This window comes from Nocardia sp. BMG51109, from assembly GCF_000526215.1.
Lineage (GTDB): Bacteria > Actinomycetota > Actinomycetes > Mycobacteriales > Mycobacteriaceae > Nocardia.
In genome coordinates, this window is the sequence record NZ_JAFQ01000004.1 from 25449 (window position 1) to 48152 (window position 22704).

Sequence of the window (22704 nt, forward strand, 5' to 3'; positions counted from 1 at the left end):
ATGGTCCGTGGGCTATGCCTCGACACCGGCCGCTGCTCCACAGTCGGAGGCGCAGGTCCACCGCCCGAGGCGGCATCGGCGGCGGTTGTAGGTATCCACAAGCACAGCTCGACGGGCGCGCCCCACCAGGGTGAGGAAGGCCGAGGTGCGTATCTCACCGGAGGTGCCGATGATCAGGTCGGGTCGGCCCGCGAGCACATCGCGGCGGAACGTCCATGATCGTTCCCAACCGCCCGAACCAGTATCGGTCACACTCCCGCGGCCACAGAAGCCCGTGATGCACATATCCGGCATGCGCCGGGCGCATTTCGAGAAGCATCAAGGCTCCGGATGGACGAGGCCATGGCGACGAGTCCGATCGGCTACTGCGTCGACCAGGTCGACTCGGCCGCGATGAGAGCCGACGTGGGTATCCACCACCGACCTCCCTGCTCGACGAGTACTTCGCCGCCTACCTCGGTGCCGCCGGAACGATTGCCGCATTGCGGCGACGTGCCGCACCGACCGGCCGCTGCTCTGGGCACCGCGCCACCGCGGTGGTGAGCCGGGGCCGATCCGCACCGGCAATGGTTGCTACCGTCGGGCGAGCAACACTCGAGGGCTTCACCGACGCCGAGGTGAGGCAACGGGGCGAATTCTGCAACGATCGGCTCGGCGTTGGGCACAGCAACCATGCACACCGAATACCACCGAATACCTCTCACCGCGGACATCGTGCGCGGCGCACTCGAACTGGAACGCACCGAGCGCGGTGTGCTCCCGCACCGGCTGCCGGCGCACGCCCGGTCTCGGTGCGACGATGGACAACTGGCCATGGCAGAGGCTCAGCCCTCCGGGGTACGACTCGCGTTTCGCAGCCGCGCAACCGCTATCGAGATCGACGCCGTGCGTACCAAGCGGGTCTACGTCGGTGTTCCGCCCCGACCGGACGGTGTATACGACCTCGTCGTCGACGGCCGACTGACGGCCCAGTGCAGCGTGACCGGCGGCGACGTACTGACCATCGACATGACCGCCGGAACCGTCCGGACCCGCCGTGGTCCGGCCGGCACCGTCCGCTTCGCGGATTTGCCCGCCGGCCTGAAGAACATCGAAATCTGGTTGCCGCACAACGAAACCACCGAACTCGTGGCCCTGCGCACCGACGCACCCGTCGAACCGGGATCGGCCCGGGACCGCCGGGTGTGGCTGCACCACGGCAGTTCGATCAGCCACGGATCCAACGCCGAGCACCCCACCGGAACCTGGCCCGCACTGGCGGCCGCGCTGGGCGGCGTCGAGCTGATCAACCTCGGCATGAGCGGCAGCGCGTTGCTCGATCCGTTCACCGCTCGCACGATGCGCGACACGCCCGCGGACCTGATCAGCGTCAAAATCGGTATCAACGTGGTCAACGCCGACCTGATGCGCCTGCGCGCCTTCGGGCCCGCGGTGCACGGTTTCCTCGACACCATCCGCGATGGCCATCCCGACGCACCACTGCTGGTCGCCTCGGCCATCTACTGTCCTATCCACGAGGACACTCCGGGCCCGGGCGCCTTCGACGCCCACGCGCTCAGCGCCGGCGAGGTTCGGTTCCGGGCCACCGGAGACCCAGCCGAGCGTGCCGCCGGGAAGCTCACGTTGGGCGTCGTCCGGGAGGAACTGGCCCGCATCGTAGAGCAACGGGCCACCGAAGACCGGCGACTATACTATCTCGACGGACGAGACCTCTACGGCGAGAACGACTTCGGCGAACTACCGCTGCCCGACGCACTCCATCCCGACCCCGCCACCCACCGCCGAATCGGTGAGCGTTTCGCCAAGCGGATCTTCGCGGCCGGCGGCCCCTTCAGCGAACGGTGAATCTCGAGTAGCCGCATATCGAGCGCAGCGAGACTCCCTTTCGAAGAAGCCGATACAAACCAGAACGCAAAACCGTGGGGTTCCGCGAGGTCGGGTCGAAACACTATAAATCAGGCCCGGTTCAAAACCGGGCCTGACCAGCATGTCGTGAGTGGGCCTAACGCTCCACAACCCGAACTCTCTCACGGCGGAAGGGCCGGAGATCCGGATCAAGCCTGTCGGTACCCGCCGGATGGCGTCGGGCGGTGATCGTTGATGGCCGAAGAGATCATCGCCGGGTTGACCCCGTTGCAGGACGATGGGCTGGCGTGTGTGGTCTGCGGGGCCGACTATCTCCGCGTCCGCGTTCCACACGTCCCGGTCGACAGATCGGTGACCGGTTCGCAGGTATTCGCCTGCGCCTCTTGCCCTCTGCCCGACACGCAGCGCGCGGGAGGTGCGCTGCAATGAGCATCACGACCTCGGCCCGGCGCGACCGGGCGTTGTATTTACAGTGCGCCTGTACCGCGCTCGTCGCGGTCGGCGCTGCATATGCCTCATACCGGCACGGCCGGGCGTTCGCGCTGCGCTTCGGCGCGGACGAGGCGACGGCCGGTATTTGGCCGTTGATCGTGGACGGGTTGCTGATGGTGGCGACAGTCGAGCTGTGGAAGACCGGCCACAGTCGGCACGCGGACGGCCGGTGGACAGCGTGGGTGGCGTTCGTGTTCGGAATCTGCCTGTCGCTGTGCGCAAACATCGCCGCAGCGCCGGTGCTGAGCGTGTTCAGCGTCGCCGTGGCAGCGTGCCCGCCGCTGGCGCTGTTGCTCGCGGTTGAACTGCTCAATCGCGCGCTGAAACGGCACCACATCGAGACCACGGACAACACCGAGACCGCCAACGAGACCGACGAGACGGACGAGACCACGAGGGCGACTGAACCTGTCGTACGTCTCGCAGCTGTCCCGGCCGGGTCCCTCCCGTCGGCCGGGCCGACTGCTGAGCAGCGCATGTGGGTGTACTACGTGACCGAGCGTTCGAAAGGGCGCATACCGACCGGCGCGGAGCTGGATCGGATCGCGGGTACGAACAACTACGGCCGCAGGGTGTTACGACAGTGGAAAATGTCGGACAGGCTGCTGTCGGCGGTCTAGTGAATGCCGCCAAGAACCCTGAGGGGCATCCCCGGTTACCCCAGGTATGGGGTGCCCCGGAATCCGGTGTGGTGCTGCAACCGCAGCCGCACAGTCGGGTGTACCGGCAACGATTCGAGTTCACCGAGGCTGAGGAACTTAACCGAGGTCGACTCGTGCGACACGGTGATTTGCCCACCGGTCACCCGGCCGTAGTAGACCACCGCGAACTCTTGCCGAACCTCCCCGTCCTCGTATGCGATCACGTGCTCCGGGTCAGTATAGATACCGAGTAGTCCGGCTATTTCGATATCCAGCCCGGTTTCTTCCCGAGTCTCACGGATCGCACACTCCGAGAGGGTTTCCCCTACTTCCATGATTCCACCGGGCAACGACCAGTTGCCTGAATCTCCACGCCGTTGCATGAGAACACGGCCGGAGCCGTCTACGACCAGGGCGGAGGCCCCCGGCTTCAGTGAGTTGGGTTCCGGTGCGTCCGGGTCCCGGTAGTAGTCACGCCGTGAGCCCACGGGAACCCCCCTCGGTGGCGTAAGGCACCGTGGTCTGCCATATCTGCTCGAACTGATCAGAGAACGACTCGAATATCCCGTGAGGAGACAACCGACGTAGGTGCAAGGCTGTGTGCTGGTATCCACGGGCACGGAACAAGTACGGGGTAACGATCATCTCGTCATCGAACCTGAACACCGAGTTGTACAAGTGGGTCGAGTGCAGCCCTACCCGGCACCCTGGGGTATCCGGCAACGGTCCGAGCATGGACAAAGCGTTGCGTATCCGCCCAGGTAGTGTCCCGTTCATCTGTTCCAGCGTGTCTCGCTCCATGACGTGATCACAGTCCGGGTCGGCGAATCCTAGCCGTACTTCGCACCCGGCAAGGCATTTGGCCGCTATCATCTCGGAGGCTTCAGGCAACAGCTCAAGCACGAACGGGTAAGCGTAGCCCATGATGTCTATCCGCTGAGTTGCCTTGTGTACCAATGAAATCCATAGATCGTTCGGTATCTCGGCACGGTGTGCGTAAGCGCCTATAACCTCTGCGGTAGCCGGTGCCCCCGCTCGAGTATCCGGGCGTGCGGCAGGCCACAACGTCTCTTCGGTCTCTCCTAGTAGCTCAGCTACCCGCACTCGTGTCCGGCGGTGTGGTACCCGACCGGCAAGCCACCGGTTCACTGTCTTCACGTCTACGCCTGCCTTGTCGGCTAGCTCCGCAGAGCTAAGCCCTGATCTGTGGATGGCCGTCTCTAGCCTCTGCTGAGCCATACCCGTAAGGCTAGAGGACATTCAGGACGTTTGAAGTGTCTTCCGAAACGTCCCCAGCACAGTTCTAGCGTCCCTCGGTTACTCATACCTTCGGTCCAAGCCCCTGGGCCGGTTGCCTACTCACCGGTCCGGGGTGCGAACCAAGTGGACCGACTACAGGTGCCTGCCAAAGTCACCTAGGGAGAATTCATGCTGATAAGGAAACTGTCAGAGCGAAGGCAATCAGCGACTCTGCCCACAGTCGACCCCCGGCCGGCATCGATCGGCCTGTTGCGTCCCGACGTGTCGGGACTGGACGGGCCTCGTCGCGCGGTCGCGCTACGCCGCCACGCGGAATCGGTACTGGGATACCGGTACATCTACACCATGCGGCCTCCCGCCGACGTGGCCGATCCGGTCGGGTACGCCCTGAACTTCGTGGTCGGCACGAACCTGACGCTGGCGGCTCTGGTGGTATTCGACCTGACCACGGTCGATCATTCGCCCGCGCGGGTGTGCGAGGTGTGCGACCTCGAAACCGTGTGCCCGCCGGAAACCTGGGCGCGCGTCCCACTGGCCGATCCGGACGCACACGGGTTCCCCGACCATCGGTTGTCGGTCGACGAGGCCGTCCGGACCATGCAGGTGCACATCGACTGCTCGGTCCTGCGCTGTCCCCCGTAAGTTCACCGCCCACGGCCGGCTGGTGGCCGCTGGGCGGTTGGTGCCCTCTGCCACGACTGCCGAGGACCGTGCCCGTGAGCGCGGTATCCCCGTACCTCCGGATGCCGTGTCCGCCGGTGGTGTCGCGTTGCTGGCCGAGACCACGTAACCGGTTGTGCGGCCAGGGATTCCGGTATGGGCGACGGCGAGCACTGGACAGAGATCGACGGACTACAGGCGCTGTGGCGTTCCACGCACGACACCAGCAGAGAGATCGAGGTGATGACCGTGCACGACACTCGCGAGGACCCGGTGATCGATGTGACCTTCCCGCTGGGCACCGATCTGGCCGACGCCCGCGAGCGGCAACCGGAATGGGAACGCTTGTGGGACAAGATCCGCCGCGAGTTCTGGCACGAATACAACCCCGCCGCCCGTCGCCCGCGTGCGATCGAGAGCCGGCGCCATTGAGCATCGACGACTACATGCAGTGGGCGGTGGTGACCATCAGCGGTTCCTGCGACCGCCACCCCGGTCCGTGCCCGACCGGTGTGTGGGGACCGTACTCCACTCTGACCGACGCCGAATCGGCCGCCGCGTGGACCACACCGGCGCTTGTGCCGCATCTGGTGCCGTACTGGCCCCGCGACCATCGTTCCCGACCGCTACCACCGGCATCACCCAACTGACATCGACCCACCTACCACATCGCCCGGTTCCGAGCGGTTCCCGAGCACCGCATATAGCAGTGCCCGTGCTCTTACCCGGGCCGGTTCCGCTTCACCCAGAGGCATGAATACCTATGGGCAACAACGACTTACGATTGAAGGGACCAAACACCCGGTGACAACGATCCCGTGCCCTCCGGTGGAATCGCGAGAGGACTCGTGCGCCACCATGATGAACAGCTACGACGCAACAGGCGTGTTTCCGATGTTCTTCGGGTTCGAATATCACCCGGGGCAAGCGATACTCATTCACCCGTTCGCGCTACCGGCCGAGGGGCAGCACGCGGCAGCCGTGCTGGTGCAGCAGTCCGCGGAGCTGATCAACAACGGCGTCCGGTGCTGGGGCCTGGGATTGATGGTCGACGGCTTCTCCCGCGTCGACAGACACGACAACGGTCAGCATCGGCTGACCATGACCGACACCGACGACTCGGCGATCACGGGGCTGGTGGTCGACATACACGGCAATAGCTACCACGCGGTGATGCCCCGCGACTCGACCGACAACTTCGGCGTGCACTACATGCCGTCGGCCGGCCATCGCAGGACGGTGCTGTCGGCCGATCTCACGGTCATGACACTGGAGGCCAGCGCGCGGGCTCTGCCGGAGTTGTGGCGACGGCACGGCCCCGGTGCCGCACACACGGAACGGAATTGAAGGGTCACCGTCGATGCCGATCACCGATTACATGTGGCCGGATGATCCGGATCGTGACCGCGCCTTGCTGATCGAAAAGCGCGCGGCGAGAGCTGGATTCGGGATGGATCGCAAGATCGCGGAACCGGGCGCGACGGGACCCGACGGATTCCGGCTGTACGACCCCGCAACGGGATACGAGTTCGTTCGCTCCCGGTATCTCGAAGATCTCGAGAAGTATCTGATCGGCTAGTACCAATGCCGCGCCAAGACGACGAACACTACGGGTACGAGATACGACAGTCATGACAACTCCCTCACGGCGTGAAATAGCTTGTGCCACAACACTGGAAACACCCTCTGGAGCATTACTGGAACAATTCTGAAATCAGCCGAGGGGCCCGAACCGCAATCATCGCGACCACAACCCGCCCACCCCTGCGTCGATCTTTGCTGTCGCCGTACACCATCCTGCTGGGCTCAACCTCGTCGCGACTGCATCGTCGGCGACCTGACGTTGAAGTTCCCTCTGCGACAATAGACAAGGCACCTGTCCGCGTTGCGAATCGTCGCGAAACATCGCTCGGCCTCCGTCCCGGTCCGTGATCCCGGGTGGTCAGGTGTCCGCCGTGGATATTCGCCGCCAGTGCTCGGCCTGCTCGGTGCGACCGAGCCGCGTCAGGCAATCGGCGAGATAGCCGACCGCAGCAGACTCACCGGCTTCGGCCGCCATCTGCAGCGGGTATACGGCCTCGGCGTACAGATAGCAGGAATGCAACCATTCACCCAGGCAGCGAGCCGAGGCGGAGTCGTTCATCGCCACCCCGCGCCGCAGATACGGTTCCGACTCGGGAAGCAAACCCGACTGGTACAACGCGACGCCATACGCGTATTCGGCGCGCGGATGACCCGCCTCCATCGCGCCCTTGAACCAGCCCATAGCTCTCAGCGGGTCCGGATCCCCCAGGCTCCCACCGCATTTCAGCAGGACCAGACCGAGCTGGTAAGCGGCTTCTGGGTCGCCGTCCTGTGCGCGTCGCAGAAATCTGTCCTCCGCGCTCCGGTGCATCTGCTGGAGCGCCAAGATCTCGGCGTCGGGATCAGGGGTGGCGAGGTTGGCCAGCTCGTATGCTTCGGGATCACGACGCCGCAGCAGCAAATCGTCGAGCATCCGCTGCGCGTACTCATGCCCGTGCGCGATGGCCTGCCGGTACAGCTTTTCGGCTCGATCCCACTGCTTGCCACGCACGAGAATAGCGCCGAGTCCACCGACCGCTCGCGGGTGACCACCCGCCTTGATCGCTGCCAAATACCAACGCGCGGCTTGGCGTTCGTTCCCCTCCGACTTCCACATCTCGCCGAGAAAAACCAGAGCATCAATATGGCCGGCCGCACCGGCTCGCTGGAACCAGAACTTGGCATCGGATGGGAAATCGTACTTGTAGAGCAGGCACGCCAGGGGGTAGCTGGTGGTTTTGTCACGGATGTCGTGCTTGCGCATCAGCTGCTGGAGATGACCGAGGAAGCGATCGAGATCAGGAATGTCGGGAGGTTCGTCAAGGTAATCACGCCACAGCAGATCGACCAGCCCCTGCGCGCACCGCTCATCTCCCGAATCCCGAATTCTGGCAAGGCAATCCGCGATGTCGACTCGTTGATATTCTTCCCGATCAAGGTTTCGCCCGAAGTGATAACTGAAGGATTCCAGCGGGCGGTCCCGGAACGTGTCGCGCGGCGGCCTGCCCGTGCGTGCGTCGCGCTCACCCAGATCGCTGACATACAGCAGCCACGGATCGGCCGGTGGCCGCTCGTAGTGGTCGTACATGCGGGGATCGAACAGCGGATCATGCTCCACCAGCCCATTCTGGCACCTGTTGCCGCAGGTTTCGAATTACAAAGTCCTGCAATGCAGTGCATGGCGCCGGAGCCCAACGACGCGGGTCCTCGACCTCGATATCCCAGTACACGATTTCTTCCGCGGCATGACGAGGGCACCCTGGGACAGTGACGATCGTGTCGTCGTCGAAGATCCGAACCCGCACACGGACATCGCCACCCGCACACGGCGAGTACCCCCAACGCCGGCGGTACAGGTTCTCCCCAGCCCCCAGCAGACATCCTCGGCTGTGCACAGCTTCACACACCATGAACAGGTAGTCGGAAGCCTCGACAGCCGGATTGACACGGTCGTACAGCGGCCCGTCGGTGATCCGCCGCAACCCGCCCAGCCTCGAGTCCACCCAGCGTGCGAGATTGACGGTCGTCCACTCCACATACGCGATATCGGCATCTTCGCGCACTCGCTCCGCATCGGCGCGCACCGCGCCAACCGTGTCCCGGAACTCCTCGTACAACTCGCTCTGAGTCACCCGGTCTCGCTGCCAGTAAGGCACGACCACTGTCGTCGGCTTCAGCCTGGCCGACTTACGAAACCGAAAACGTGGGGTTTCTGCGGGGCCCGGCCAAATAAAACAGGTCAGGACCGACATATTACCAGCCCTGACCTGTGGCTTCTGTGGAGCTAAGGGGACTCGAACCCCTGACCCCCACACTGCCAGTGTGGTGCGCTACCAGCTGCGCCATAGCCCCATATTCATTTCGGTGCCGCCGGGGCGCTCCCCGATGGCCTCCACGAAGTTACACCACCCCTGTTCACGGAACCAAATCGCCTGGGCAGGCGGACTGGTGGATGTGGTGTTCGAGGAGTACTGTCGAACACATGTTCGACAGCGGAGAACTTCAGGCGATGAGTGATGAGGGGCTGATCGATGCGCTGCGGCGGGCACACGGGGCGGCGGCGTTCGCGCAGGCGGCGGAGGTGCTGGCGGTGCGCGAGCTGTATCGGCGGCAGCAGGATGCGGAAGAGGGAACGGTGGGGCCGCGGGGCGGGGAGTTCGCGGCCACGGAAGCAGCCCTGGCGGTGCAGATTTCGGAGCAGGTGGCGGCGGCGCTGATCGATATCGGGCTGGCGCTGGATGCCCTGCCGCGCACGCGCGAGGCGTTCGCCTCCGGCCGGATCGATCTGGCCCGGACGCAGGTGATCGCCGACAACACCCGCGAGGTCCCGCCCGAGATACTGGCCGATCTGGAGCAGACGTTGATCGAGGCCGCGGTCCGCTCGACACCGGCGCGGCTGCGGCAGACGGCGCGGCGCTGGGTGGCAAAGCTCGACCCCGAGGGCGAGCGGCGCCGGCGCGAGCGGCGCGAGCAGGACCGGGATATCCGCATCAAGGCCGTACAGGACGGCATGGCGGTATTCGAGGGGCTGCTGCCCGCGGCGGGCGCGCAGACCGTCGCCATGCGGTTGCGGGAGATGAGTCGGCAAGTGTGCGAGGAGGATCCGCGGACGATGCCGCAGCGGCGCGCCGATGCCCTGGTCGCCCTGTCCGACGGGTCGGGCCGGCTGCCCTGCTCCTGCGGGCGCGGCGCCGACTGCCCGGTCCGGGCCGCCGACGCCTCGCCGCGGCGTCCGCTGATCCAGATCGGCATCCCCGCCGGCACGCTGCTCACCGGCCGCGACCATCCGGCATTCCTGGCCGGCTACGGCCCGCTCGATGCCGGGCTCGCCCGCCGGATCGCCGAACAGGCACAGTTCCAGGTGATCCCGGAACGGACCGACGATCCGAGCATCACCGAGGAGGCGCTGCGCCGAGAGCCGCCCGCCTGGCTGGACCGCGAGATCCGCGCGCTCGACGGCTGCTGCCGCTTTCCGGGCTGCACGATGCCCGCCGCCGAGTGCGAGATCGACCACATCGAACCGTTCGACGTCGCCCGTCCCGGCCGCGGCGGTCCGACGGTGATGGCGAACCTGATCACTCTGTGCGCGCACCATCGCCGCCTGAAGTCGTTGGCGGACAACGGAAGACTGCCGTGGCGAGTACACCGCGGCGAGGGCGACCGCCTGCACTGGACGAGCCCCACCGGCGACAGGCACGTCACCGTCCGCGAGGGCGCCCGATACCTGTTCCCGCACACCGACACCGAGGCACCCGATCTCGACTGGCCGTCCCCCACGGCGGTTTCCGAGCCACCGCATCCGGCCACGATCGATCTCACCTATCCGCTCGAACACGCCCTGGCGCACCGGCCGCTGTCGGCCGTCCCGCCCGAGGACCGGCCATGACCGTCGTCCACCGGGTACACCCGGTACACCGACCCACGAGGACATCGCCAGCCATGCAACACCCGGAACGTCCTCCGGCTCCCACCGTCATCGATGTCGCGGTGGAGCGCGAACGCATTGCGGCACTGGAGCAGATCCGCCGCCGCCTGGAGGCCGAACTCGACAAGGCCGACGCCGGATGCGGTTACGCCGCCATGGCCCGCCAGCTGCGCGACACGGTCAACGCCATCGCCGACGCCCGCAACCGCGTCTACGAGTCGCTACTGGGCGAGGAGCCCCAGCAGGAGCCCCGGCCGCACGACCCCGAGTAGCCCGCAGATCGTCCGCAGTCCCGTGCGGGCGACCGGGGTCCGACCCGGGCGGATGGGGATCCCGCCCGGGCAACGGATGACAGCTAGCCCGCCACCTCGGCGACCCATTCCTGCGTGTTGGTGTCGACCTGCTTCGTGCCGTCGACGACCGTGGGCGTCGCCGCCTGGCCACCGGCCGCGGACTGCAACGCCGTCACCGCCGCCTCGGCGTGGTTGCGTGCCGAATCGACCCGCTGCCCCTTGGTGATGCACTGCTGCACCTCCTCGGGCGCGCCGGCCTCCTTCGCGAGGGCGGACAGCTGGTCGTTGCTCAGATCGCCGCCGTCCTCCTCGGGCTGGTCGGTGGTGAACAGCCGGGTGTGGAATCGCGAATACACCGGCCCGTCACCGTAGTCGGCGACACATTCGCTGGCGGCGATCGCACGGGTCGAGTAGTCCTTACTGCCCGACTCGGCATCGAGGATGTTCACCAGCCGGTACCGCACCGCCAGCTTGCCCTCGTCGATCTTGTGCGCGATCTCCTGGCCGAACAGGTGCTCGAGCGATCCGCAGCCGGGGCACAGCGGATCCTCGTAGGCGTCGATCGTCTTGGCGGCATCGAGTTTGCCCAGCACGATGGCGCCGTCGGAGTCCAGCAGGGCGTGGACGCCCGGATCGCGTACGGGGCCGTATCCGTCGTCGCGGACCTTCAGGCTGTGTTCGCTGTTCCAGCGCACCACCAACACGACGATCACCACGATGACGACCAGCGCGAGACCGCCCAGGGCATAGCTGGTCCGGTTGGACATCGGCCGCGGCGTGTACTTCGATCCGGAGGAGGAAGAATTCACGGCGTCCACTCTGCCAAAGCATCGGCCGCGACCCGAACGCAACGGGTGCCGACACGACCGAAATGACCCATCTACGTCAGCGGGTCTCGGCAGCGGCGACCGGATCGGCCACGGCCCGCCGCCGCATCGGCTCGGGCACCGCCGTCCATGCGATCGCGGCCGTCACCAGCAGCGCACCGGTGACCGTCAGCCCCAGCCCGAACGAAACCCGTTGCGCGAGAGCGCCGATCACGATCGGACCCAGCACGGTGCCCAGGTCGGCGGCCATCTGGAAGCCGGCCAGCACCGTCCCGCCCCGGCGATTCGGCCCGATGATGTCGGCCACGGTGGCCTGCTGCGCCGGGGTGAACATGCCCGACCCGAGTCCGGCGACGAACGAGGCCACCAGCAGCCAGCCCAGAGTGGACGACAGGCCGAGACCGACGGTGCCGACCGCGCACACCAGCGTGCCCGCGATGAGAAAAGGCTTGCGCCCCCACCGGTCCGACAACCGCCCCGAGACAAACAGCACCACGGCGTTACCCGCGGCGAACGCCGTCAGCGCCACACCGGCGACCCCGCCCGACTCGCCGAGGACCTCCACCACGAGCAGCGGAACCAGCGCCGTCCGCACCCCGAACACCGCGACCCCGTTGGCGAAGTTGGACCACAGCACGGTCCAGTAGACCGGCCGGCGCAGCGCCTGCCGCAGGCTCAGCACGCGCACCTCGCCGGGAGCTTCCGGCGCCGCCAGCTCCGAACCGCGCAGGCTCCAGAACACCACGGCGCTCGCGACCAGCAGTGCGACCGCATAGATCACGAACGGCATCCGCAGCCCCAGCCCGGCCAGCGCGCCGCCGACCAGCGGCCCGCCGAGCGACCCGGCCAGGAACCCGGTCGACCACAGCCCCGACACCCGGCCGCGCTCACCGGGCGGCGACATCCGGATCACCAGCCCCAGCGACGAGACCGTGAACATGGTCGACCCGATCCCGCCGAGCGACCGCAGCACGATGAGCTGCCAATACCCTTGTGCCAGAGCGCAGGCCCCGGTGGACAGCGCCACGATCAGCAATCCACTCAGGTAGACCGACCGCTCCCCCAGCCGCTGCACCAGCCGCCCGCTGACCGGAGCGAACACCAGCCGCATCAGCGCGAAGGCGCTGACGATCGCCGAGGCCGCCGCGACCCCGACCCCGAAGCTGCGCGCGTACTGCGGCAGCACCGGCGCCACCAGCCCGAACCCGAGCGCGACGATGAACGCCGCGCCGATCAACGACCAGATCTCCACCGGTAGTCGTCCCGGTCTGCTGCCGCTCACCTGCCCTGCCCTACGCTCACGCCTCACTACAACCCGTCATATCGACCGGCCCTTCCCGGTACGACCGGCCGCTGCGATGAATCCGCGGCGCCCGTCGGGTCCTAATCTCCGAACGAACCATCCCGAGGAAGGACCATGTCATGTCTACCCGTACGGTCGGCACCCGAGAGCAGTGGCGGGCAGCGTACGAAGATCTCCGGGCGCGGGAGAAGGAACTCACCCGGCGCGGCGACGAGATAGCGCGGCAGCGGCAGGAACTGCCGTGGGTCCCGGTCACCAAGGAGTACCTGTTCGACACCGGCACCGGCGTCAAGACGCTGGCCGAACTGTTCGACGGGCGATCCCAGCTGATCATCCGGCATTTCATGCACGGCCCGAAGACACCGGAGGGCTGCCCCGGGTGCACCTTCGAGACCGACAACCTGGTCGGCGCGGTGCCGCACCTGGCCCACCGCGACGTGACGTTCATCCTGGCGTCGCGGTCCCCGCTGACCACCCTGGACGCCTACAAGCGCCGCTTCGGCTGGGACATCGAGTGGGTGTCGATGGGCGACAACGGATTCAACGACGACTTCTACGAGCTCATGCAGGTCGCCTCGCCCCGCCGGCCGGGCAACATGCTCGACGTCATGGAGCTCATGGCGCTGAGCTGTTTCGCCCTCGAGGACGGCGTCGTCTACCACACGTACTCGACCTACGACCGCGGCACCGACGCGCTCAATGCCACCTGGCAACTGCTCGACCGGGCCCCGCGGGGGCGTGGCGACACCTTCGACGACTGGCCGCGCAAGCGGGACGAATACTGACCGCGCCGGGCGCTCCGCTCGGCCGGACATCGGCCCACCGCGTCAGCCGAGCGCCCGGCCCACCACGTCCTCCGCGGCGGCCTGCACCTGCGCGAGATGCTCGGGCCCCTCGAACGATTCGGCGTAGATCTTGTACTTGTCCTCGGTGCCGGACGGCCGCGCGGCGAACCAGGCGTTCTCCGTGGTGACCTTGACGCCGCCGAGCGCCGCGCCATTGCCCCGCGCCCGGGTCTGGATGCCGGTGATGGCCTCGCCCGCCACCTCGGTGGCGCTGATGTCGTCGGGGGTCAGCGACGCCAGCCGCGCCTTCTGGTCGGCCGTCGCCTCGGCGTCGATGCGCGCGTAAGCCGGACTGCCGTAACGTTTTTCGAGTTCGGCATAGCGCGCCGACGGGCTCTGCCCCGTGACCGCCGTGATCTCGGCGGCCAGCAGCGACAGCAGGATGCCGTCCTTGTCGGTGGTCCACACCGTGCCGTCCATCCGCAGCAGGGACGCGCCCGCGCTCTCCTCGCCGCCGAAGGCCAGCGAGCCGCTGAACAGTCCGGGGACGAACCATTTGAATCCGACCGGCACCTCGTGCGTCTGCCGGCCCAGCACGCTCACCACCCGGTCGATCATCGAGGACGTCACCACCGTCTTGCCGATCTTGGTCAGCGCGTCCCAGCCCATCCGGTTGGCGATCAGGTATTCGATCGCCACGGCCAGGAAATGGTTCGGATTCATCAGTCCCGCATCGGGCGTGACCACGCCGTGCCGGTCGGCGTCGGCGTCGTTGCCGGTGGAGATGTCGTAGTCGTCCCGGATCGCCACCAGCGAGGCCATCGCGTAGCGGGAGGACGGGTCCATCCGGATCTGGCCGTCGCTGTCCAGGGTCATGAACCGCCAAGTGGGATCGACGAACGGGTTGACGACCTCGAGTTCGAGGTCGTAGCGCTGCCCGATCTCCTCCCAGTAGTCGACGCTGGCCCCGCCCATCGGGTCGGCGCCCAGGCGGATGCCCGCGCCGCGCACCGCGTCCAGGTTCAGCACGCTCGGCAGGTCGGCGATGTAGTGGTCGAGGTAGTCGTACCGTTCGACGCTGGTGGCGAACGCGTGCTGCAGAGTGGTGCGCTTGACTCCGGCCAGGCCGCCGCGCAGCAGCTCGTTGGCGCGGTCGGCGATCGCGTCCGTCGCGACCGTATCGGCCGGGCCGCCGTGCGGCGGGTTGTATTTGAAGCCGCCGTCGCGCGGCGGATTGTGCGACGGGGTGACGACGATGCCGTCGGCCTGATGCCGGGCGCCGCCCCGATTGTGGCGCAGCACCGCGTGGCTGAGGGCCGGGGTGGGCGTGTAGCGGCCGCGGGCGTCGACGATCGCCGTCACCTCGTTGGCGGCCAGCACCTCGAGCGCCGTGCTCCAGGCCGGCTCCGACAGGGCGTGGGTATCGCGGGCCAGATACACCGGGCCGGTGATGCCGCGGGTGGCGCGGTACTCCACGATGGCCTGCGTGATGGCCAGGATATGGGCCTCGTTGAACGCGCAGTCCAGGCTGGACCCGCGATGGCCGGAGGTACCGAACTGCACGACCTGCGCGGGATCGTTCGGATCGGGGATGCGGCTGTAGTAGGCCGTCACGAGGTGCGGAAGATCGACCAGATCGGTGGCCCGCGCCGGGCGTCCGGCTCGATCATGCGCCACGGTCGGGCCTCCTTTCCGTATCGGGGCCGTCCGGCTCGTCATCGTGATCACGGCCGCACCCACTGCCTGCTCGGAATCCACTGCCTGCCCAGAACCCACTGCCTGCTCAGGGGGAATACCGTACCGAACGGCACCGACATCGGCCGAGCCGCCGCGCGGCCGGCAAATTTCTCGCATACATCCGTCACCTGCGTCATCGGCCGGCCCCGGGTTCCCAGACCTGCACGGGCGACAGGGCGGCAGTCCCGGTCTCGAACAGTTCGGAGTTGGCGGCGACGAAGCGGCGCAGCCGGTCGGCGTCGTCCACGATCATCACCATGACGGGCAGGTTCTCGGCCAGATCGAGCATCCGGGCGGTGTGGATGCGCGAGGAGACGCCGTAGCCCTCGACACCGCGCCACACGCTGGCGCCGGCCAGCCCGGCATCCCGGGCGCGCCGCACGATCTCGTGATAGCGGGGTCGATGCTTCCAGTGGTCGTCCTCGCCGAGCAGCACGGTCAGCCGGGCCGCCGACCGCCAGCGCGGATCGGGCTGCCACGCGTCGGCCTCGGTGACGATCCGGACGTCCGGATCGTTCGGTGCCTCGCTCATCGCCTGCCCCCAATCGTCGTGCCGTCTCGTTCTCCAACCCGTCGCGCCACCCCGAGCACGACCTCACCCAGCGCAACCACCACCCCCCGCGGATCCGCGAACGCCGCCACGCCGGCGCCCGGCGATTCGAGCAGTCGACGAACCTCGCCGGTGCCGGTCGACGGGTGGCGAAACCACCCAGCACACCGCTGCCACGCGGCCGCCATCGCCGACTCGGCACCGACCCGCCGGTTCCGCGCGCCACTGTCCGGACGCGCACCGAGCCCTCGACGACGTTCGCCGCAAGAGTTGTTCAGCGTATCGGATTCGCTTGTGGCAGGCAAAGACTCGCACCGCCGCAGGGAAGGGCACTCGACATGTCCGGGTACCCCTCCGAGGCCCGCATCCGCCCGGGCGCCGGCTCGCGAACCCACCTGGTCAACCTCCTGCCCGAGCCGATGCCTGTCGAGCCATGCTAACCGCCAGCGATCATGCAGCGATCGGCGTACGGGTGCCCGGGCGGCCACCGGGAGATGTTTCCGACGAGCGACGGCGGGCGCCCCGGAACGACGGTCGCCCGCGCCTGCTCGAACCCGACCGGGATTCGCGCCGGTACCCCAGGCCCTCCGCGGCATGTCACTTCTACGACCGTGTCGTCTTTGCGGCAGAACGCACCGTCCGGTGCGGCGATCCGGTTGCCATCGCGAACGTCTCCGAGGCGATTGCCATCTGTTAACCAACAGCGTTGTGCCCCGGCCGGGATCACCCGGCCGGGGCACAACGTGGCGATAACGTGGCGATGCGGTTATGCGATAACAGCGCTCAGTGCACGACCACCGGCTCCCCCTCGGCGGCCGCGGGAGCGGTGTTGGGCATGATCACCGCGGCGAGCACCGCACCGACCACGAAGAGGGCCGTCGCCCACCAGAAGCTGGTGGTGTAGCTCTCGATCATCGACTGCGCGACCGAACCCGGATCCGGCTGCCGGGTGGACAGGTAGTCCGCGGCCGCCGACGAGGCGATGGTGCTCAGCAGCGCGGTGCCGATCGAGCCGCCGACCTGCTGGCTGGTGTTGACCATCGCCGAGGCCACCCCGGCGTCCTCGTGGTCCACACCGGCGGTCGACCCCTGGAACGCGGTCGACATCGACCCGCCCAGGCCGAGGCCCATCAGGATCAGCGCCGGCAGGACGTGGGTCGCGTACCCGGTGTCCAGGCCGATCTGTGTCAGCCACGCCATCCCGACCGCGGCGATCAGGAACCCCGCGGTCACCGTGACCTTCGGCCCGATCCGCGGCAGCAGCAGCGACGGCACCGTCGTCGACGAGGCCACCATGCCGACCACCAACGGCAGGAACGCCAGACCGGTCTTGATGGGCGAGTATCCGAGGGTCAGCTGCAGGTAGTAGGTGAGGAACAGGAAGATCGCGAACATGCCGATGCCCATCACGAACACGGTCATGTAGGACGCGCCGCGGGTGCGGTCGAGCACGATGCGCAGCGGCAGCAGCGGGCGCGCGACCCGCGTCTCCAGCCACACGAACACACCCAGCAGCGCGGCGCCGCCCAGCAGGAACAGCAGCGTGACACCGTTGGACCAGCCGTGCGATTCGGCGTGCGAGAAACCGTACACGATGCCGAACAGCGCGACGGTGACCACGGCGGTACCGGGCAGGTCCAGCTTCGGCCGCTCGGCGGTCACATGCTTGGCCAGCAACAGCACCGCACCGACGAGCGCGACCGCCGCGAAGATCAGGTTCACGTACATCACCCAGCGCCACGACGCCCATTCGGTGAGCGCGCCGCCGAGCAGCAGGCCCAGCGCGCCACCCGTGCCCGCGACGGCGCCGAAGATGCCGAATGCCCTGGCCCGCTCCGCCGGTTGGGTGAAGGTCACCGTCAGCAGCGACAGCGCGGCCGGTGCCAGCAGTGCGCCGAACACACCCTGGGCCACCCGCGCGGCCACCAGCATCTCGAATCCGCTCGCGGCGCCGCCGACCGCGGAGGCGACCGCGAAGCCGACCAGGCCGACGATGAAGGTGTTGCGCCGCCCGAACAGATCGCTCAGCCGTCCGCCGAGCAGCAGCAGGCTGCCGAAGGCCAGCGCATAACCGGTGACGACCCATTGCCGGTCACCGTTGGAGAAGCCGAGATCGCGCTGCGCTTCCGGTAGCGCGATATTCACGACGGTCGCGTCGAGCACGACCATCAGCTGGGCCACGCCGAGTACGGCGAGCACCCACCAGCGCACAGCATGCGAGCCGCGCCGGCCCGCAGTCGGCGGCGACGCCGCCGTATCCTTCTCCAGCTCGATCGCGGTAGTCATAGGTCCCCTTGGTGACTGAATGGTGGTGAGTGAATGCGGAGGCACTTCCTCCGCTTAACTGAAAGCTACCACCATAACGGAGATAACGCCTCCGCTTAATCCCGATGCTTGCTAGCATGGCTGTGTGAATCGCACCACCACCATCTCCCCACCTCGGCGTCTGCGCGCCGACGCCGCACGCAATCAGCAGCGGATCGTCGAGGCCGCGAGCAGACTCTTCGCCGAGCGCGGGCTGGAGGTGACCCTGGACGACGTCGCCGAGGCGGCGGGCGTCGGCGTGGGCACGGTGTACCGGCGGTTCTCCAATAAGCAGGAGCTCATCCTCGAGGTCTTCGAGCAGACGGTCGCGGCCATGGCCGAGGCCACCGAGCGGGCCAATCGCGATCCGGACCCCTGGGCCGGGCTGGTGACGCTGTTCGAGTGGGCCTGTGAGCATTTCGCACGGAACCGCGGATTCAGCGAGGTGATGCTCGAGCTGCCCGACGCGATGGAGCGGTTCGCCTCCGTGCGCGACCGGATCAAGCCGTCGATCGGGCGACTGGTCGAGCGCGCCCACTCCGCGGGGGTGCTGCGCCCCGGCGTCGAGTCGTCGGACTTCTTCGCGATCATCAACATGGTCGAGTCGATCGCCGCGTTCGCCAAGCCGGTGAACGACCAGGTCTGGCGGCGCTACCTGGCCATCGCCCTGGACGGCGTGCGCGCCGACGCGCTGCCGCGCCAACCGCTCCCGGTGCCGCCGCTGACCGACGACGAAGTGGACCAGGCCAAGGCCGGCACGTTCGCCTGCCGCCGCAAGTAGCCCGTCGAAGCCGGTACCCGACGAAAACACGCGATCGGTAGCGCGCGTCACACTCCGTATCGTAAAGTTGGACGTGTGACCAACTCGTGGGTGAACTGGGCTGGGGATCAGCAGTGTGCGCCGGCCGCGATCGCCGCACCCGGCTCCCCCGAGGACGTGGCCGAGCTGCTCGGGCATGCCGAATCCACCGGCCGGACGGTGCGCGTGGCCGGTTCGGGCCACTCCTTCACCGACGCCGTCCTGACCGACGGCATCCTGCTGAACCTGTCGAAGCTGAATCGCATCCTGCACGTCGATCGCGCGGCCGGGCTGGTCCGGGTGGAGGCCGGAGCCACGCTGAACGCGCTGAGCACCGCGCTGCATCCGCTGGGCCTGGCGTTCCCGAACCTGGGCGACATCGACGCGCAGACCATCGCGGGCGCCACCGCGACCGCCACGCACGGCACCGGCGCGACGTTCCGGAACATCTCCGCCACACTGCATTCGGTGGAGCTGATGCTCGCCGACGGCAGCCGCGTGGAGCTGGACGAGCCGACCGATCCGGACGGCTGGCGCGCCGCCCGGGTGAATGTCGGCGCGCTCGGCGTGGTCACCGCAGTGACGCTCGAACTGGTGCCGTCGTTCGTCCTGGAGGGCGTCGAGCGGCCGGTGCCGGTGGCCGACGTGCTCGCCGATCTGGACGAATACATCGACGGCAGCGAGCATTTCGAGTTCTATATGTTCGCCCACAGCTCGCTGGCGATGACCAAGCGCAACAATCGGGTCGAGTTGCCGGAGCGGCCGCGCGGCCGGGCCGTCGACTGGTTCGCCGACATCCTGGTGTCCAATCACGCCTTCGACGGCCTGGCCCGGCTGTGCCGCCGTCGGCCACAACTGATTCCGTGGATTCAGCGGGCCGCGGCCTACGGCGGCAGCTACCGCCGCCAGGTGGACCGCTCGTACCGAGTGTTCTCCTCCCCCAGGCTGTTTCGGTTCACCGAGATGGAATATGCGATCCCGCGCGAACATTCGGTGGCGGCGATCGGGGAGATCAAGGAGGTGTCCCGGCGCTTCGACACCCCGATGCCGATCGAGGTGCGCTGGGTGGCGCCGGACGACGCGTTCCTGTCCCCTGCCGGCGGCCGCGACACCTGCTACATCGCCGTGCACCAGTACCACGGCATGGACTACGAACCGTATTTCCGTGCCTGCGAAGCGGTTTTCGAGCGGTACGACGGGCGGCCGCACTGGGGCAAGCGGCACTTCCAGACCGCGCGGACACTGCGCGAGCGGTATCCCGAATGGGACCGGTTCCAGGAGGTGCGCCGGCGCTTGGACCCGAAGGGCCGCTTCACCAATCCGTACGTCGAGCGCGTCCTCGGGCCGGTCGGCTGAACGGACCCGTCACCCGATCCGCACCGAGACCGCCGACGCGGCAAGCCACTGCCGTCCCCAACCGAGCGACCGAACGGGGCCCTCACCCGATCCGCACCGAGACCGCCGACGCGGCAAGCCACTGCGTCCTCAGCCGAGCGGCTGAACGGGCCGTCACCGCTCGGCGAGACGCACTTCCATGGTGACCGGAATGGTGTCGACCTCCAGTGCCTGGCACAGCCGGGGCACGGCGTGCTCGCGGATGCGGTCGCGCAGCGCGACGAGATCGGTGTCGGGGTCGGCGATCACCACGAGATGCAGCTGCGGATTCCGTCCGGGGCCGGACAGCCGCGCGGCGGCCGAGCGGACACCGTCGTAGCCGCGCAGATCCGCTTCCACCGGACCGGCGACGGTTGCCGCGTCCAGCTCGGTGCGGTCGGCGGAATCCGGTGTGCGGGCCCGCCATCGGACCGCGGGCGGCATCCGGGTCAGCTGCGCCGTGGCCCAGCGCAGGCAAGCGAGCCCCACCGCCCCCGCCGCCACCACGATCGCCCACAACTGCCACGCGGGCGGCTGGTTGCGGTGCGGCAATACCGGCGAACTCGGGTTCAGCCAGCTCACCCGTCCGAAATGAGCCGCCAGCGCGAGGCCGCCCAGCGCCAGAACCAGCACCCCGACCAGCCCGAGCACGGTCCGATTCACCCCGGCGGGCGGCCTGCGGCGAATGCTCGGCCGGTCGTACCTCCCATCGACGGTCGACACAGGCCGTTGAGGATCGCCATCCTCCGAACGGTTTTCGGTCTCGGCGATCAGCGCGAACTCCCCTGCGGTCATCGCGCACTCCGCGCCGTCACCGCACGCCCTCCGGGCACCACCGCACGCTCCCTCGGCACCGCTCGCTCACCGGGCGCCTCTCGCGCCCTGGGCACCGCCTCACATTCCCCGGGTACTGCCTGCTCACCGGACACTTCTCGCTCACCGGGCACCGCCTCACACCGCCCAGGCATCGCTTGCGCGCCGGACACCACGGGAGACTCGCCGACCGTCACCGCACGCTCCCCAAGTACCGCGCGCTCCCTAAGCACGGCCTGCTCACCGGGCACCACGGGACAGTCGCCGACCGTTACCGCGTGCTTGCCGAGTACTGCTTGCTCTCCGGGCACCACCAGACGCTCGCCGGCTGTCACCGCGCACTCGCTGGGCGGCACCATCGCCCGCACCCCGCGCGTCACCGCACACTCGCCGGTCAGCACCGCGCACTCGCCGGGTACCACCGCTCGCATACCTGCCATCACCGCACGCTCCCGGTGTGGCGCAGGCGGGTCGAGACCCGCGGCGACGGATGCGGGCCGATCCGCGCGAGCCGGTTGTCGGCTGCCGCGCGGACGGTTTCCGTCAGCTCCGCCGAATGCGTCCGATCGGCGCGAATCGTGAGTCGAACCGTCTTGCGGCGTAACCTGATTCGCGCCGAGTGCACGCCGGGCACGGACGTCGCCGCAGCGCGGAGCGCATCCCGCAAGGTGCGGCGAACCACGCCGGCGGATATCTCGTCGGTCGCGGCGAGCGGTACCACCACCGGGCGCCCCGGCAGCACGGCCAGCCCCAGCAGGACGAGGCCCGCCAGGATCGCCGCGACACCGAATCCGGTCACCCGCGCGTCTCCCCAGTCCATCTCGGACAGCCGGTTCGCCACGGCGTCGTAGGAAACGAGTTCCTTTGCGCCGGTGAGCCGTTGGACCAACGACAACACGACGACCACGCACACCGCGAGCACGGCCAGCGCCACCAGCCCCGCCGGCGCTGCCCGGGACGGCCGCCGCCTCACCGCGCCTCCGCCAGCAGGTCCGCCACGTCGATGTCCAGCCGCCGCACCGGCATTCCGACCCGCTCGCGCATCCGCCGCAGCACATGCTCGCGGCACACGGTGGTGACCTGCCAAATGGGCATCGGATATCGAATCGGCACCCGCACCGACAACACCGCGGCGCCCCGCGACAGCCTGGCCTGCGCCTCCACACCGCGTGCCACCCCGGTGACCTCCCGGGCGGCATCGATCACCACCTGCCGCACAGCCGCGGCGTCGATCGCCACCGCGGGCACGGGCGGCGCGGCGACGGGTTCGAGCGCGGTCACCGTACTCGTCATGGCTACCTCCCGGTTCGGGTGTGGATCAGATCGTTTACCAGGTGATAGCGCAACACTAACCGGTCCCCCACTCAGAGCCCGGAGTACGCGCCGAGCGGTCTCTTTCCGTGGACAGATCACCGGAACAATCCGATCTACCTGCATATATAGAAGTGAGATGACGCCAAGAAGAAGAGGGCTTCCGTTGATTTCGATTATTGTCCAGATGATTGCCAGATG

The 22704-nt window shown here is 67.9% G+C and carries 25 protein-coding genes and 1 tRNA gene; 12 read left to right on the forward strand and 14 right to left on the reverse strand.

Annotated features, from left to right (window positions below; genetic code table 11):
* Positions 1-672 precede the first annotated feature (672 nt).
* From D892_RS0101435 to D892_RS0101445, 3 genes are all read left to right on the forward strand, one after another.
* Entirely contained in the window at positions 673-1845 is a 1173-nt protein-coding gene (locus D892_RS0101435; protein ID WP_024799541.1) for a GDSL-type esterase/lipase family protein, read from the forward strand.
* A 255-nt stretch (positions 1846-2100) separates the two neighbouring features.
* Complete coding sequence (locus D892_RS0101440; RefSeq protein WP_024799542.1) at positions 2101-2295, forward strand: hypothetical protein; 195 nt, start codon at positions 2101-2103, stop codon at positions 2293-2295.
* Positions 2292-2978: a DUF2637 domain-containing protein gene (locus D892_RS0101445; RefSeq protein WP_024799543.1), complete on the forward strand. Its 687-nt coding sequence runs from the start codon at positions 2292-2294 to the stop codon at positions 2976-2978. The genes D892_RS0101440 and D892_RS0101445 overlap by 4 nt, the downstream gene beginning before the upstream one ends.
* Before the next feature lie 35 nt (positions 2979-3013).
* On the opposite strand, the gene D892_RS0101450 is transcribed toward D892_RS0101445, so the two are convergent.
* Both D892_RS0101450 and D892_RS49480 read right to left on the reverse strand, forming a co-directional pair.
* A complete protein-coding gene (locus D892_RS0101450; RefSeq protein WP_024799544.1) occupies positions 3014-3487 on the reverse strand; it encodes an NUDIX domain-containing protein in 474 nt (157 codons plus the stop codon).
* Positions 3471-4259 (reverse strand): helix-turn-helix domain-containing protein, encoded by a 789-nt coding sequence (locus D892_RS49480; protein ID WP_369801724.1) that lies wholly within the window; start codon positions 4257-4259, stop codon positions 3471-3473. The genes D892_RS0101450 and D892_RS49480 overlap by 17 nt, the downstream gene beginning before the upstream one ends.
* Before the next feature lie 261 nt (positions 4260-4520).
* Here D892_RS49480 and D892_RS0101460 point away from each other — a divergent pair, with 261 nt between their 5' ends.
* From D892_RS0101460 to D892_RS0101480, 4 genes are all read left to right on the forward strand, one after another.
* Positions 4521-4901, forward strand: a complete 381-nt coding sequence (locus tag D892_RS0101460; protein WP_024799546.1) for a hypothetical protein — start codon at positions 4521-4523, stop codon at positions 4899-4901.
* A 174-nt stretch (positions 4902-5075) separates the two neighbouring features.
* Positions 5076-5351, forward strand: a complete 276-nt coding sequence (locus tag D892_RS0101465; RefSeq protein ID WP_024799547.1) for a hypothetical protein — start codon at positions 5076-5078, stop codon at positions 5349-5351.
* Positions 5352-5747: 396 nt separating this feature from the next.
* Positions 5748-6266, forward strand: a complete 519-nt coding sequence (locus D892_RS0101475; RefSeq protein ID WP_024799549.1) for a hypothetical protein — start codon at positions 5748-5750, stop codon at positions 6264-6266.
* 13 nt (positions 6267-6279) lie between these two features.
* On the forward strand, positions 6280-6498 hold the full coding sequence (locus tag D892_RS0101480; RefSeq protein ID WP_024799550.1) for a hypothetical protein: 219 nt from the start codon (positions 6280-6282) through the stop codon (positions 6496-6498).
* A 363-nt stretch (positions 6499-6861) separates the two neighbouring features.
* Here D892_RS0101480 and D892_RS0101485 read toward each other — a convergent pair whose 3' ends face one another.
* The 3 genes from D892_RS0101485 to D892_RS0101495 all read right to left on the reverse strand — a co-directional run bounded on the left by D892_RS0101485 (position 6862) and on the right by D892_RS0101495 (position 8834).
* Positions 6862-8100 (reverse strand): tetratricopeptide repeat protein, encoded by a 1239-nt coding sequence (locus tag D892_RS0101485; protein ID WP_024799551.1) that lies wholly within the window; start codon positions 8098-8100, stop codon positions 6862-6864.
* Entirely contained in the window at positions 8090-8734 is a 645-nt protein-coding gene (locus tag D892_RS0101490) for a hypothetical protein (protein ID WP_156959327.1), read from the reverse strand. The genes D892_RS0101485 and D892_RS0101490 overlap by 11 nt, the downstream gene beginning before the upstream one ends.
* A gap of 27 nt (positions 8735-8761) precedes the next feature.
* Positions 8762-8834: transfer RNA gene (locus D892_RS0101495), tRNA-Ala, on the reverse strand.
* 130 nt (positions 8835-8964) lie between these two features.
* On the opposite strand from D892_RS0101495, the gene D892_RS40120 reads away from it, so the two are divergent.
* Together D892_RS40120 and D892_RS0101505 are read left to right on the forward strand one after the other, a co-directional pair.
* On the forward strand, positions 8965-10368 hold the full coding sequence (locus D892_RS40120) for an HNH endonuclease signature motif containing protein (protein ID WP_024799553.1): 1404 nt from the start codon (positions 8965-8967) through the stop codon (positions 10366-10368).
* A 53-nt stretch (positions 10369-10421) separates the two neighbouring features.
* Positions 10422-10679, forward strand: a complete 258-nt coding sequence (locus D892_RS0101505) for a hypothetical protein (protein ID WP_024799554.1) — start codon at positions 10422-10424, stop codon at positions 10677-10679.
* A gap of 83 nt (positions 10680-10762) precedes the next feature.
* On the opposite strand, the gene D892_RS0101510 is transcribed toward D892_RS0101505, so the two are convergent.
* On the reverse strand, positions 10763-11467 hold the full coding sequence (locus D892_RS0101510) for a thioredoxin domain-containing protein (protein WP_051498949.1): 705 nt from the start codon (positions 11465-11467) through the stop codon (positions 10763-10765).
* Positions 11468-11585: 118 nt separating this feature from the next.
* The gene (locus D892_RS0101515) at positions 11586-12809 is read right to left on the reverse strand and encodes an MFS transporter (RefSeq protein WP_024799556.1); all 1224 of its coding nucleotides are present in this window, start codon (positions 12807-12809) and stop codon (positions 11586-11588) included.
* A 140-nt stretch (positions 12810-12949) separates the two neighbouring features.
* On the opposite strand from D892_RS0101515, the gene D892_RS0101520 reads away from it, so the two are divergent.
* Positions 12950-13615, forward strand: coding sequence for a DUF899 domain-containing protein (locus tag D892_RS0101520; protein WP_024799557.1), 666 nt, complete (start codon positions 12950-12952; stop codon positions 13613-13615).
* A 42-nt stretch (positions 13616-13657) separates the two neighbouring features.
* Here D892_RS0101520 and pgm read toward each other — a convergent pair whose 3' ends face one another.
* The 3 genes from pgm to D892_RS0101535 form a co-directional block, all read right to left on the reverse strand.
* Positions 13658-15292, reverse strand: a complete 1635-nt coding sequence (gene pgm / locus D892_RS0101525; RefSeq protein WP_024799558.1) for a phosphoglucomutase (alpha-D-glucose-1,6-bisphosphate-dependent) — start codon at positions 15290-15292, stop codon at positions 13658-13660.
* A gap of 193 nt (positions 15293-15485) precedes the next feature.
* On the reverse strand, positions 15486-15884 hold the full coding sequence (locus D892_RS40125; protein WP_024799559.1) for a DUF190 domain-containing protein: 399 nt from the start codon (positions 15882-15884) through the stop codon (positions 15486-15488).
* A gap of 801 nt (positions 15885-16685) precedes the next feature.
* A complete protein-coding gene (locus tag D892_RS0101535) occupies positions 16686-18188 on the reverse strand; it encodes an MFS transporter (protein ID WP_024799560.1) in 1503 nt (500 codons plus the stop codon).
* Between the two features lie 124 nt (positions 18189-18312).
* Between D892_RS0101535 and D892_RS0101540 the strand changes: the two genes are divergently transcribed.
* Together D892_RS0101540 and D892_RS0101545 are read left to right on the forward strand one after the other, a co-directional pair.
* Entirely contained in the window at positions 18313-18987 is a 675-nt protein-coding gene (locus D892_RS0101540) for a TetR/AcrR family transcriptional regulator (RefSeq protein ID WP_024799561.1), read from the forward strand.
* Between the two features lie 75 nt (positions 18988-19062).
* Complete coding sequence (locus D892_RS0101545) at positions 19063-20361, forward strand: D-arabinono-1,4-lactone oxidase (RefSeq protein WP_024799562.1); 1299 nt, start codon at positions 19063-19065, stop codon at positions 20359-20361.
* Between the two features lie 153 nt (positions 20362-20514).
* On the opposite strand, the gene D892_RS0101550 is transcribed toward D892_RS0101545, so the two are convergent.
* Genes D892_RS0101550 through D892_RS0101560 form a run of 4 tightly spaced genes read right to left on the reverse strand, consistent with a single transcriptional unit; the run spans position 20515 to position 22485 of the window.
* Positions 20515-21174, reverse strand: coding sequence for an alkaline shock response membrane anchor protein AmaP (locus tag D892_RS0101550; RefSeq protein ID WP_232235951.1), 660 nt, complete (start codon positions 21172-21174; stop codon positions 20515-20517).
* Positions 21171-21632 carry a hypothetical protein gene (locus D892_RS46265; protein ID WP_156959328.1) on the reverse strand — a complete coding sequence of 154 codons (462 nt, stop codon included), beginning with the start codon at positions 21630-21632 and terminating at the stop codon, positions 21171-21173. Before D892_RS46265 ends, D892_RS0101550 begins: the two co-directional genes overlap by 4 nt.
* Positions 21632-22165, reverse strand: a complete 534-nt coding sequence (locus D892_RS0101555; protein WP_024799564.1) for a DUF6286 domain-containing protein — start codon at positions 22163-22165, stop codon at positions 21632-21634. The genes D892_RS46265 and D892_RS0101555 overlap by 1 nt, the downstream gene beginning before the upstream one ends.
* Positions 22162-22485, reverse strand: coding sequence for a hypothetical protein (locus D892_RS0101560; protein ID WP_024799565.1), 324 nt, complete (start codon positions 22483-22485; stop codon positions 22162-22164). Before D892_RS0101560 ends, D892_RS0101555 begins: the two co-directional genes overlap by 4 nt.
* Positions 22486-22704 lie beyond the last annotated feature (219 nt).

Coding starts and splice junctions, on each gene's coding strand:
- D892_RS0101435 (WP_024799541.1), top strand. CDS start 673: ATGCACACCGAATACCACCGAATACCTCTCACCGCGGACATCGTGCGC.
- D892_RS0101440 (WP_024799542.1), top strand. CDS start 2,101: ATGGCCGAAGAGATCATCGCCGGGTTGACCCCGTTGCAGGACGATGGG.
- D892_RS0101465 (WP_024799547.1), top strand. CDS start 5,076: ATGGGCGACGGCGAGCACTGGACAGAGATCGACGGACTACAGGCGCTG.
- D892_RS0101560 (WP_024799565.1), bottom strand. CDS start 22,485: ATGACGAGTACGGTGACCGCGCTCGAACCCGTCGCCGCGCCGCCCGTG.
- D892_RS0101535 (WP_024799560.1), bottom strand. CDS start 18,188: ATGACTACCGCGATCGAGCTGGAGAAGGATACGGCGGCGTCGCCGCCG.
- D892_RS0101520 (WP_024799557.1), top strand. CDS start 12,950: ATGTCTACCCGTACGGTCGGCACCCGAGAGCAGTGGCGGGCAGCGTAC.
- D892_RS0101480 (WP_024799550.1), top strand. CDS start 6,280: ATGCCGATCACCGATTACATGTGGCCGGATGATCCGGATCGTGACCGC.
- D892_RS40125 (WP_024799559.1), bottom strand. CDS start 15,884: ATGAGCGAGGCACCGAACGATCCGGACGTCCGGATCGTCACCGAGGCC.
- D892_RS0101445 (WP_024799543.1), top strand. CDS start 2,292: ATGAGCATCACGACCTCGGCCCGGCGCGACCGGGCGTTGTATTTACAG.
- D892_RS49480 (WP_369801724.1), bottom strand. CDS start 4,259: ATGTCCTCTAGCCTTACGGGTATGGCTCAGCAGAGGCTAGAGACGGCC.
- D892_RS0101490 (WP_156959327.1), bottom strand. CDS start 8,734: ATGTCGGTCCTGACCTGTTTTATTTGGCCGGGCCCCGCAGAAACCCCA.
- D892_RS0101550 (WP_232235951.1), bottom strand. CDS start 21,174: ATGACCGCAGGGGAGTTCGCGCTGATCGCCGAGACCGAAAACCGTTCG.
- D892_RS40120 (WP_024799553.1), top strand. CDS start 8,965: ATGTTCGACAGCGGAGAACTTCAGGCGATGAGTGATGAGGGGCTGATC.
- D892_RS0101510 (WP_051498949.1), bottom strand. CDS start 11,467: ATGTCCAACCGGACCAGCTATGCCCTGGGCGGTCTCGCGCTGGTCGTC.
- D892_RS0101505 (WP_024799554.1), top strand. CDS start 10,422: ATGCAACACCCGGAACGTCCTCCGGCTCCCACCGTCATCGATGTCGCG.
- D892_RS46265 (WP_156959328.1), bottom strand. CDS start 21,632: ATGGCAGGTATGCGAGCGGTGGTACCCGGCGAGTGCGCGGTGCTGACC.